8 protein-coding genes, 1 tRNA gene and 1 pseudogene are annotated in these 10,907 nt (G+C 66.5%); 4 read left to right on the top strand and 6 right to left on the bottom strand.

Annotated elements, in window-relative coordinates:
* Positions 1-147: 147 nt before the first annotated feature.
* Together AC2W7L_RS18025 and AC2W7L_RS18020 are read left to right on the top strand one after the other, a co-directional pair.
* On the top strand, positions 148-1,074 hold the full coding sequence (locus tag AC2W7L_RS18025) for an SGNH/GDSL hydrolase family protein (RefSeq protein ID WP_486005560.1): 927 nt from the start codon (positions 148-150) through the stop codon (positions 1,072-1,074).
* Positions 1,071-1,835 carry an alpha/beta hydrolase family protein gene (locus AC2W7L_RS18020; RefSeq protein ID WP_486005559.1) on the top strand — a complete coding sequence of 255 codons (765 nt, stop codon included), beginning with the start codon at positions 1,071-1,073 and terminating at the stop codon, positions 1,833-1,835. The genes AC2W7L_RS18025 and AC2W7L_RS18020 overlap by 4 nt, the downstream gene beginning before the upstream one ends.
* Before the next feature lie 11 nt (positions 1,836-1,846).
* Here AC2W7L_RS18020 and AC2W7L_RS18015 read toward each other — a convergent pair whose 3' ends face one another.
* The 3 genes from AC2W7L_RS18015 to AC2W7L_RS18005 are packed head-to-tail and all read right to left on the bottom strand — an operon-like array spanning position 1,847 to position 4,298.
* Positions 1,847-2,767, bottom strand: coding sequence for a tryptophan 2,3-dioxygenase (locus AC2W7L_RS18015; protein ID WP_486005558.1), 921 nt, complete (start codon positions 2,765-2,767; stop codon positions 1,847-1,849).
* 17 nt (positions 2,768-2,784) lie between these two features.
* Positions 2,785-3,177, bottom strand: coding sequence for a protealysin inhibitor emfourin (locus AC2W7L_RS18010; RefSeq protein ID WP_486005557.1), 393 nt, complete (start codon positions 3,175-3,177; stop codon positions 2,785-2,787).
* Positions 3,174-4,298 carry a M4 family metallopeptidase gene (locus tag AC2W7L_RS18005; RefSeq protein WP_486005556.1) on the bottom strand — a complete coding sequence of 375 codons (1,125 nt, stop codon included), beginning with the start codon at positions 4,296-4,298 and terminating at the stop codon, positions 3,174-3,176. Before AC2W7L_RS18005 ends, AC2W7L_RS18010 begins: the two co-directional genes overlap by 4 nt.
* A gap of 89 nt (positions 4,299-4,387) precedes the next feature.
* Here AC2W7L_RS18005 and AC2W7L_RS18000 point away from each other — a divergent pair, with 89 nt between their 5' ends.
* The gene (locus AC2W7L_RS18000; protein ID WP_486005555.1) at positions 4,388-5,725 is read left to right on the top strand and encodes an MFS transporter; all 1,338 of its coding nucleotides are present in this window, start codon (positions 4,388-4,390) and stop codon (positions 5,723-5,725) included.
* A gap of 198 nt (positions 5,726-5,923) precedes the next feature.
* Positions 5,924-7,936 (top strand): ABC1 kinase family protein, encoded by a 2,013-nt coding sequence (locus AC2W7L_RS17995; RefSeq protein ID WP_486005554.1) that lies wholly within the window; start codon positions 5,924-5,926, stop codon positions 7,934-7,936.
* Between the two features lie 450 nt (positions 7,937-8,386).
* On the opposite strand, the gene AC2W7L_RS17990 is transcribed toward AC2W7L_RS17995, so the two are convergent.
* From AC2W7L_RS17990 to AC2W7L_RS17980, 3 genes and pseudogenes are all read right to left on the bottom strand, one after another.
* A tRNA-Thr gene (locus tag AC2W7L_RS17990) sits at positions 8,387-8,462 on the bottom strand.
* A gap of 226 nt (positions 8,463-8,688) precedes the next feature.
* A complete protein-coding gene (locus tag AC2W7L_RS17985) occupies positions 8,689-9,549 on the bottom strand; it encodes a DsbA family protein (protein WP_486005553.1) in 861 nt (286 codons plus the stop codon).
* Between the two features lie 203 nt (positions 9,550-9,752).
* Positions 9,753-10,907, bottom strand: a pseudogene (locus tag AC2W7L_RS17980) (serine/threonine protein kinase); the annotation flags it as partial.

Genomic DNA, 10,907 nt, shown 5'->3' with positions numbered 1-10,907 from the left:
GACGGCGGCGCAGCAACCTGGCGCGAGGTAGCTGGGCCGCCGTCAGGTAGTTCTGGGGCGGAGGTGGCCGTGTCAGGCTCGGCGTATAGTCTGGGTGAGTCGCCCGAAGAGCACTGAATGAGTCGTCCGAAGAGAGAAGGATCCCTGATGCTTGAGCCGATCAACTCCTACGTCGCCATCGGAGACTCGTTCAGTGAGGGTCTGATGGATTCCGATCCGCGCGCCGAGGACCGGTACCGCGGCTGGGCCGACCGGCTCGCGCTCATGCTCACCGAGTCGTCGGTGGGCAGCCCCGACCTGTCCTACGCCAATCTGGCCATCCGGGGCCGTCTGCTCGACCGCATCGTCGATGACCAGGTACCGCAGGTGCTCGAGATGAAGCCGGACCTGGTGAGCCTGTGCGGCGGGGGCAATGACTGCCTGCGCCCGAAGGCCGATATCGATGCCCTGGCTGCGAAGTTCGAACGTGCTGTCATCGCCATGCGCGAGGCCGGCATCGAGGTGCTCATGTGCAACGGCTTCGATACCGAGTTCAGCTCCCCGCTCATCCGCGCGGTCCGTCCTCGAGTGGGTATATACAACGCCCACCTGTGGTCGATCGCGCAGCGGCACGGCTGCCATATGGTCGATCTGTGGGGGCTGCGTTCGCTCTACGCTGCGGAGATGTGGGCCGACGACCGCATCCACCTGTCGACGAAGGGCCACCACCTCGTCGCCGAGCAGGCTCTGGCCACCCTGGAAAGCGGTCGGTCCCTGCCGGTCGAGGGCTTCGGTGTTCCCGCCCGGCCGACGCGGGCGATCCGCGAGGCGATGAGCGAGGAATCGCGGTGGGCCCGCGAATACCTGGCCCCATGGGTCGGTCGCCGACTGCGCGGACAGTCCTCCGGCGACACCCTCGACCCGAAGCTGGCGGAGCTCACTCGCGTCCGCGACCTCGTCGAACGCTCGCGCGAAGTCGACCGTGCCCGGGAGAACGGCGAGGCCGACGCTGCCGGCCGGACCGACCGCGGCGAAACCCGCGCAGGCGACGCCGACGCTGGCGCGGTGAACTCGCCTCGGGATTCCGAAGGATGAGCATCGAGTCCGTGCGCATTCCCGAGCTCTCTGCTGCCGGCACCGAGGCGGCTCCGTCGTTCCGGCACGCCTACGGGGACTCCCCCGAGCAGTTCGTCGAGGTCTATGGTGACCCAGCGGCCGCCTCGGCGACGGTGATCTTCGTCCACGGAGGCTACTTCCGGCCCCGCACTGATCTTGCTCATGCTCGACCGCTGGCTCGGGCATTGGCCGAGTCGGGAGCGCTCGTGGCCTCCGTCGAGTATCGACGACTCGGCGGTCAGCCGCTCCTGCTCGACGATGTCACTGCAGCTATCGATTCGGTGTGCGCCGAACTGCCGCACTGGGGTGTCAGCGAACGGGCGCGGCAGAATCTCATCGTCTCCGGCCACTCCGCCGGTGGCTGCCTCGTCCTCGCCTGGGCCTCACATCAGCCCGAGGAGGGACCGCGGATCCGCCTGCGTCCGCTGGCCCCGGTGACGGACCTGTTCCGGGAAGTCGAGGGCCACCTCGGCGATGGAGCGGTCCTCGACTATATGGGCGTGCGCCCGCAGGACGATCTGGACGCCTACCTGCGGCACGACCCCAGATCGCGAGCGGCGCTCATCCCGGCACGCGTCGATGTCCATGCGATCCATGGGGATGCCGATGCCACCGTCGACGTCGAATTCTCCCGAGTCTTTCCCGCCGCTCTGACCGAGCTGGCAGGGGCCCACCATGCCGATGTCATCGACCCCGATTCGCCGTACTTCGCGCAGGTGAGGGACTTCCTGCTCGACTGAGAAGCGGGACCTCAGACTCCCCTGTCGCCGATGCCGGGGCCGTTCTCGATGCCGGTGCGGATATCGAAGAGTTCGGGGAAGAACGTCAGATCGAGCGCCTTCTGCAGGAATCCGACTCCGCTCGAACCACCGGTTCCGCGTTTCATGCCGATGATTCGCAACACCGTGCGCATGTGCCGGTAGCGCCAGAGCTGGAAGTTCTCCTCGAGGTCGACGAGCTCTTCGCAGCTCTCGTATTCCTGCCAGTATTTCTGCGGGTTCTCGTAGATGATGCGGAAGACGTCGCTCAGTTCCTCATCGAAGGTGTGGGCAACCGATTTGTCCCGATCGAGGAGTCGCTGCGGCACCGGGAGTCCGCGGCGGGCCAGGCAGGCGAGGAACTCGTCGTAGATGCTCGACTCCTCCAGGTACTGTTCCAACGCCGCACGTGCTTCGGGTTCTCCGTCGAAGACCGGGAGCATGGCCCGATTCTTGTTGCCGAGCAGAAATTCCACGGCCCGGTACTGCCAGGACTGGAAGCCGGAGGCACGGCCGAGCTGGTCGCGGAATCCGACGTATTCGCTCGGCGTCAGCGTGGCGAGCACGGACCACTGCTCGGTCAGGGTCTTCTGAATGTGTTTGACTCGGGCGATGCGCTTGAGCGCGGTCTGCAGCTCATCGGCGGCGATGAGTCGGCGGGCGTCGAGGAGTTCGTGGATGACGAGCCGGAACCACAGTTCCGTGGTCTGGTGCTGGATGATGAAGAGCAGCTCGTCGTGGTGCTCGGGAGAGCTGACGGGGTGCTGGGCGTTCAGGAGCCGGTCGAGGTCGAGGTACGACCCGTACGTCATCGACTCCTTGAGGTCGGTGTGGACCCCCGATTCGAGGTCGCGTTCGTTCTTCTCGGCCGTCGTCCGAGCGTCGCTGCCCGGGTCGTGGTTGGTGTCAGTCATGACCTCCAGCATAAGGGTCAGCCGGGTTGCCGCCTCTGCGGTTCGGCGACTTCCCGCACGTCGTCGACCAGCTGCTTCCACTCCGGCGGCATCTGGCTCTCGCCGAAGCGCACTCGCCCGAACCGGCTTTCGATGAGGTAGACGAACCGGTCAGCGCCCGCCGTCTGCGGCGAACCACTATTCTGCGGCTCATCATCGCTCTGTCCGCTGTCGGACCAGGGAAGTTCGGCGATGCGCGGCCCGAGGTCATCCCGCCGAGAGCTCGCGTCGATGTCGACATCCCAGACGAGCAGCATCCCGCCGATCCCACCCGAGCGTTCGACGAGCAGATGCCCGAACCCCTCGCCCGTCATACCGGAGGAGCCGTTGTCACCGTCGTCTCGCGAGTCCCCGACCGGGATATCGTTCACCAGCTGCTCCCCTGGTTTCCCCGCGCCGAACCTGCGTGGGAGATGCCCACGGTTTCCCACCCGGAGACGATCGCATCGTGAACGTCGGATCCGGCACCGAACTGGTCGGCCGCCTCGGCGATGGTGAGTTCTGCGAACTCCGCGAAATCGGTGCGCTGTGTGATCTCGGACCCGGTGAGGACCGAGTACCAGACCTGCCCGACGCTCTCCCACGCCGGACCGCCGACGCTGGTCGCGGCGAGCGCGAAGGCGCGATTCGGGATCCCGGAGTTGAGGTGGACCCCGCCGTTGTCGGACTCGGTGGTGACGAAGTCGTCCATATGCGCCGGCTGCGGATCATTGCCGAGGACGTCATCGTCGTAGGCCGTGCCGGGTTCGATCATCGACCGCAGGGCACGGCCGGTCACTTCGGGGGTGAAGATTCCGGCGCCGATGAGCCAGTCGGCGTCCTCGGCACTCTGTCCAGCGTCGTGCTGCTGGGTGAGCGCGCCGAAGACATCGGCGCAGTGCTCGTTGAGTGCTCCCGGCTGGCCGAAGTATTCGAGGTCGGCGGTGTGGCTGATGACGCCGTGGGAGAGTTCATGGCCGATGATCGACAGCGAACCGGTGAAGCCGGTGAACACTTCGTCGTCGCCGTCGCCGAAGACCATGAGTCGGCCGTCGAAGAACGCGTTGTCGTAGTCCCTGCCGTAGTGGACGCTGGCCATGAGCGGCATTCCCGCGCCGTCGAGCGAATCGCGTCCGAACACCTCGGAGAACAGCGCATACGAAGCGCCGAGCCCGTCATAGGCTTCGTTGACCGGCTCATCCTCGACGGGTTCTTCGCCCTCGGAGCGGACGAGTTCGCCGGGCAGCACCTCGGTGTTCTGTGCATCGTGGATGAGGCGCTGCAGTCCTGCCGGGGCGAGGGCGGCGAGCGCCGATTCCTCCTTGCCGAGATCGGCCGGCGGTGTATAGCGCAGACCAGCCAGGCGGAGGTCCCGGCTGCTCTCATCTGACATCCGACAGCTGGCCGCCGCGGCCGCGGCCTTCGGGAATCGCTCGGTGCCGCGTTCGGCGATCGCATCGAGGAGATAGGGCGGGACGACACTGTGAAATGGGACAACGCTCTGAGAGACCATGACTCCAGCGTGCCACTTTCAGAGACGGACCGATAGGGTACCCGACACATCCGCGAACGCCTCACCCCGGCCTCAACTAAACTTGTCATGTGCTCAAACCCATCATGTGGCCGGTGCTCGTGCCGTTCGCGCTCTTCGCCGTCGGCCTGGGTGCGATCATGCCGATCCTCGTCCTCGGGGCGCTGTCGCTGGGGTCGACGCAGGCGTTCGCGGCCGCCATCGTCGGCATCATGGGAGCCGTGTCCCTGATGGCCACGGTGCCGGCGGGGATCCTCATCGACCGCCTTGGTGATTTCCGGGCGATGACCGTGGCCACAGCTGCAGCGATCATCGTCCTCGGTTCCATCGTCGCCGCCTTCATCTGGGATTCGCCGTACTCGCTGCTCGTCTACACGGTCGCACTCATGGTCTTCGGCCCGGTCTCCGACGTGTGGAGCCTGGCCCGTCAGGCCGTCGCCGCCGAGGTGATGCCGCCGGCCGACCTCGCCAAGGCGATGACCGCGCTCGGCGGCACGCAGCGGGTCGGCAACCTCATCGGGCCGATGATCGGCGCGGGCCTCATGCTCGTCTTCCCGATCTGGTCCGTGTTCGTCTTCTCCGGTCTCACCGCCGTCGCTGCGATCGCGATCATGGCCCTGCCGATCGCGCAGATCCCCGGTTTCGACGACCACCCCCACCGCGCCGAGGCGGCACCGACCTCCCGTCCGGACGATCAGGATCACTCCCCCGACGACGATCCTGCCTTCGCCGAGGCGGCCGGTGCCGCACACGGAGACGCCGCCCATCCTCGGCGACGGAAGAAGGAGAAAAAGGACCGTCGGCCGCCGTTGGACGTGCGGTGGAAGTCGGTGATCCTCACCGGCGTCACGATCATCGCACTTGCGGCGGCCCGCGCCGCCCAGCCGGTCGTCGTCCAGTTGTGGGGCGTCGAGATCGGGCTGCACAAGTCCTCGATCTCGCTTATCATCGCGTTCGGCGCCGGACTCGAACTCATCGTCATGTTCCTCGGCGCGTACATCAAGGATCACCTCGGCCGGGTGGCGACTCTCGTCGCCTGCCTGTCCATCTTCGGCACCGGGTTCGTCATCATGGTCGCGAAGCCGGATCTCGCCGGAATGGTCATCGCCGCCGCGGTCATGGCCTTCGGCAACGGCCTCGGGGCGGGTGTGAACATGACTATCGGGGCGGACCTCTCCCCCGCAGTCGGACGGCCCCGGTTCCTCGGCATCTGGGCGATCTTCAACAACGGCGGCAAACTCGGCGGGCCGACGCTGCTGTCCCTCATCATCACCGTGACCACCCTGCGATTCGGGGTGCTCTTCCCGGGACTGCTCGCCTTCCTCGGCGCGGTCTGGATCCTCATCTGGGCCCGCCAGGTCGGACTGCCCGGCCGCCGGAGGCGCCTTGACCCACCGAGTACGGGCTGACCCGCAAGGTACGGGCTGAACCAACGAGCACGGACTGACCCGCCAACTCAGGGCTGCCCCGTCGCGCGCACACTGAACCAGCGCACACGGACTAGGACTGACCCAGCGCACACGGACTAGGCTGGAGATGACCGATTCGACGATGTTCGCCCCGACAGCCCCACGCTGACGGGCCGGACAGGATCAGGAGAGTCATCGATGGAAGCGCTGGACGTCGGCGGATTCGTGCTGGTGAGCCTGGCCGCGCTCGTCTTCCTCTTCCTCCAGTCATGGTTCGCCGCCACCGTGGTCCGCCGTGTCGTCGGAGTTCCCACCGGCTGGCCGCGCACCTTGGCCGTCGGCCTCGTCATGAGCGCCGTCGTGGCCGTGACCGTCCAATACCTCTACCGGGCCGGCACCGGGCAGAACACCACCGGCCTCGACGTCTCCCCCGGGGTAGCGGTGCTGTTCATGGTGCTCGCCCTCGGGTGGATCTTCGCCCTGGGCGTCGGTGCCCTCGTCATGCTCGAAGCGGCCTTCCCGACCGGGTCCCTGCCGAGCCCGCAGTCGCTGTTCTTCGGGTGGAAGTCCCGCCGTCGCCGCGCCCGCCGCTACGCCCAAGTCGTGTCCATCGCCGTGCGGCACGGGCTCGGCTCCCAGCTGCGCGGCTTCGGCGGGGATTCGCCGGGTCGCGAGGTCAAGACCGCGCGGGCGCTCAAGGAATCCCTCGCCGAGGCGGGGGTGACCTTCGTCAAGCTCGGACAGATGCTCTCGACCCGCCGAGATATCCTCCCTCCGGTGTTCGTCCGTGAGCTCGAGACCCTCCAGACGGAGGTCACACCCGAACCCTGGTCAGTCATCGAACCGGCCATCGCCGAGCGGCTCGGTCGGCCGATCGGAGAGGTGTTCGCACGGATCGGCTCCACGCCGCTGGCGGCCGCCTCGGTGGCGCAGGTCCATGAGGCGACCCTGCTCGACGGCACGGAGGTCATCGTCAAGGTGCAGCGCCCGAAGGCGCTCAATCAGGTCACGCAGGATCTCGACATCATCCTGCGACTGGCGGCCTGGCTGAACAAGACCACGACCTGGGGTCGGGATCTGGGTGTGAAGTCGCTGGCCGCGGGGTTCGCGAACACACTCGAAGAGGAGCTCGACTATCGGATCGAGTTGGACAATATGGCCAGCATCGAGGCCTCTCTCACGCGGTCGGGCAAGTTCGATGTCACCGTTCCTCACGGTTATCCGGGCCTGAGCGGCGAACGTCTGCTGGTCATGGATCGGCTGCCCGGACAGCCGGTCTCTCGGGCAGGGGCGCTGCTGACCGGGCTCAGCGATGCCGAACGCTCCCGGTTGGCGACCACGCTGCTGGGAGCCACGCTCGAGCAGATCATCGGCGACGGGATCTTCCACGCCGATCTGCATGCCGGCAATATCTTCATCACTCCCGAGGGGAAATTGGGGCTTCTCGACTTCGGTGCCGTCGGCCGACTCGACCCGGGCACCCAGACCTCGCTGGGTCTCATGCTCTATTCGATCGACCAGAACGACAGCGCCGGGGCCACCGACGCCATCATCGAACTCCTCGGACGGCCCGACGGGCTCGACGATCGGGACGTCGAACGCGCCGTCGGCGAACTGCTGCTGCGCTACGGAGGCGGCATCCGTGCGGCGCAGGGGCAGAAGCTCTTCGATGATCTGTTCAATCTCGTGCTCGCTCACCGCTTCTCCGTGCCGGCGCCGATCAGCGCAGCTTTCCGCGCGATGGCCACGGTGGAGGGTGCGCTGCTGACGATCGACCCGAACTTCGATGTCGTCGCCGTGTCCCGGCGAGAGGGCAACAGACTCGTGCGGTCGAAGCTCAAGGGCACGAAGATCACCGATGAGCTGCAGCGTCGGGCGCTGCAGCTGATGCCGATGATCGACCGCATGCCGCGCCGGATCAACAAGATCACCGAGGATCTCGAGCAGGGCCGGTTCTCGATGAACATGCGCGTGCTCGAGAATCCCTCCGATCGCAGCTTCCTCACCAGCCTGTTCCAGCAGCTCATCGTCGCCGTCCTCGCCGGGGCCGCCGTGGTCGGAGCGATCATGCTCATCACCAGCGACGAGGGTCCGCTGCTGACGAAAGATATCCACCTGTACTCGTTCTTCGGCTTCGTGCTGCTCTTCGGCGGCTTCGTGCTGAGCATGCGCTCCCTCATGCTCGTGTTCAGACGCGACGGGCAGGGCTAGCCGGGGCAATCCGAGCTCGCACTGGCCCGGTGGCTGACTTCAGGTCAGTATCGGATACTTTTCGCCAACGGAAATGTCCGATGGCGACCCAATTCGATTGCGTCACCCTTCTTAAGCGCATTGTTGGGTCGATCCACGTGTTTTTGACAGCGAAAACCAACCGTGGATCGACCCAACAATCCAATGCGGGCGGGGTTCACGGAACGACTCGCGGGCAGCTTGAGGCCTGGCGGCTGCTGCCTCACGGGCCGGACGACGGCATCCAGAAGGGATGGGGCGGCCGGACGACGGCATCCAGAAGGGATGGGGCGGCCGATCACGGTGACCGCAGTGGGCGTGACACGCCTGCGCTGTACACACATTTTGATCATTAACCCTCGGTCGGCCTCTAATGAGCACAGAAAAAGCCCCGCGCTCACTGTTTCCAGCGATGCGCGGGGCCTCTTCGGGTGGAGCCCCCTGTCAGACTCGAACTGACGACCTTCGCTTTACAAGAGCGGTGCTCTACCAACTGAGCTAAGGAGGCGTGGTGCGCACCGAGCGTGCGCGCCTACACGATAGTAGTCCATGCGGGCCGGCCACAAAACCGCGGGGACGAGCCCCGCAGAACGCCATCACCGAGGCGGCTCCCACCTCAATCCTGGCCACACCCCTCCCGCGGGGTATGAAGAAGGCCGGACCCCACCTCGGCGGGATCCGGCCTTCTCACTCAGCACCGGTACTCACGTGGCACGGCCGGGAGACTCAGGCGATCAGCCCTTGAACTCTCCGGTGGCCTTGAGAATCTCGGTGGCCAGGGCCTGCGAGTCGCTGGTCTTGTCGGTGTGCTTGCCGTTGATGAGCACCCACGGGGTGGCTTCGACGCCATCGTCCAGAGCGGTCTGGCTCGACTGCTCGACGAACTTGTCGAAGGTCCGGTCGGTGACGCAGGACTTCACGGTCTGCTCAGGGTCGGCCTTGAGCTTCTTCGAGGTGTCGACACCGGCATCTTCGGCCACCTTGAGCAGCTCCTCATCGGAGCGGCCCTCGGTGCCTTCCTCCGGCTGCTGAGCGAAGAGGGCGTCAAACAGATCGACGGCGACCTCGGGCTGGCTGTCGACGACGCAGGCGGCGAGGTTGGCGGCGCGAGTCGAGTACTCGTTTCCGCTGGACATGCGGTCGAGGAACGACACCGGCTTGTAGTTGACGACGATCGAGCCCTCATTGGCGAGCTTGCGCAGCATGTCTGCATTGCCTTCCTCGAAGGCCTTGCAGCCGGGGCACTGGAAGTCCAGGTAGACGGTGACTGTGGCGGCCCCCTTCTTCGCACCCTCATCGGTCGGAGCCGGCAGATCCGACTCCTCACCTTCGGGCATCTTCAGCGGCTGCACGAGCGTTTTGTCCTTGCCCACGGTGATTCCGTCGGCAACATAGTTCGTGGGGCTGACAGCTGGTTTGCTCTGCTGGAAAACGAGCACACCGACCACGGCCAGCACGGCGACGACGACCACTGCGATCCCGGTGTACAGGATCGTCTTGGCGGTCTTCTCCTTCTTCGCCTGATTCGCCGCGATCTGGCGGGCGTTCTCGCGTGCGCGGTTCCGCTTGTCGTCCGCGGAGTTGTTCTTCGCCATTGTTCCTCACGTTGGATCGTCTGACATCGGTGCGGCCTGAGGCCCGATCGGTGCGGGACGGCTACCACGACCCGCCGGCACCACTGTACCGAAACAGGTGAGTGGCCGACTCCCAGAAACATTCAAGGTTCAACTACAACGTTCAACTACCTCGACACAGCGGCGCTGATCTCCCGACATCGGAGGCAGACTCCCCCGCCGGCTCAGACCGGTCCGGGCAGATAGTCGAAGGGGTTCGTCGTCAGCGGCCACCACGACATGGCCGCCCCCGACTGGATGACCATGACGGCCAGGATGATGAGCAGCGCGATCACGGCCAGGGCGATGAGCCGGCCGAGCTGATTGCGAGTGGCCCCCGAGACGAGCAGCCGCGACCCGAAACGCAGACTCGAGGCTCCCGGCCCGACCCACAACACGAGCGAACCGGCGGCACCGGCTGCCCACACCGACCATTGTTCGGAGGCACCGCTGGGCACGATCCCGGCGATGTCGAGTCGAGTGAGTACGAGCGCGGCAGCAGCCGCGATCGCCGGCAGGATGAGCGAGGCCACTGAGGTCAGGATCGACGCCAGCACGGCTCCCGGCGCCGAGGCGAGCGCCCGGAAGAATCCACCGGAATCCGTTCCGCGGTCGAACCGGTACCGCTGAACCTTCCGATCCAGACGTGTGCCGGTGCGGGCGAGCACCGACCAGATCAACGCGACGACGCTGATGACCAGCGGGCCGAGGGGCATGACGGCGACCGCCAAGGCGACGAGTCCGAAGACGACCCAGCCGCCGGACTGCACTCGCCGATTTCCCATCGGCGACAGCGGCTGCCTGCCCGGCTGTACCGGCTGACCGTCGGGACCCCTGAGCTGACCGCCGTGACCGGACCGGTCGCCCCACTGCCCCTGCGCGACCTGACCATGCGGTCCGCCGGGACCGCTCGGTCCGACCAGACTCTGTCCCTGACCGGGCTGGGTGCCGGGCTGGACGAAGCCGGAACGGCCGAAGTCGGCGCCGGCCATCGGGGAGCCCGGGCCTGCCTGAATGCCGCCGTTGGGGTTGCTGATCGGAGGTGCGGTCGCCTGCTGAGGCGGCTGTCCGTGCATCCGCCCGGAACCATAGCCCGGCCCTTGTCCGGGCCCCGAGCCGTAAGCGGATCCGCCATGATTGGTCGGTCGGCTGGATCCGGGGTACTGCGGTTGCCCGCCACCGGGCGTTCCGCCGGAGGGTCCGGCTCCCGGGTAGCCCGTGCCCACAAAGTCTCTGCCCTGACCGATAGAGCCACCAGAGCCACCCGGACCACCACGACCGCCGGGGCCCGCAGCCCCGGCCGCACCGAATCCAGCGGCCGCTCCGGCGGCACCGCCGAG

Source organism: Brevibacterium sp. LAARM3_SD1, assembly GCF_057364765.1.
The sequence above is the reverse complement of the archived record's forward strand: the minus strand, read 5'-3'. Positions and strand labels throughout refer to the sequence as shown.

Bases quoted from the DNA above. Each gene is read 5' to 3' on its own strand.
- AC2W7L_RS18025 (WP_486005560.1), top strand. From the start codon at position 148: ATGCTTGAGCCGATCAACTCCTACGTCGCCATCGGAGACTCGTTCAGT.
- AC2W7L_RS18020 (WP_486005559.1), top strand. From the start codon at position 1,071: ATGAGCATCGAGTCCGTGCGCATTCCCGAGCTCTCTGCTGCCGGCACC.
- AC2W7L_RS18015 (WP_486005558.1), bottom strand. From the start codon at position 2,767: ATGACTGACACCAACCACGACCCGGGCAGCGACGCTCGGACGACGGCC.
- AC2W7L_RS18005 (WP_486005556.1), bottom strand. From the start codon at position 4,298: ATGGTCTCTCAGAGCGTTGTCCCATTTCACAGTGTCGTCCCGCCCTAT.
- AC2W7L_RS17995 (WP_486005554.1), top strand. From the start codon at position 5,924: ATGGAAGCGCTGGACGTCGGCGGATTCGTGCTGGTGAGCCTGGCCGCG.
- AC2W7L_RS17985 (WP_486005553.1), bottom strand. From the start codon at position 9,549: ATGGCGAAGAACAACTCCGCGGACGACAAGCGGAACCGCGCACGCGAG.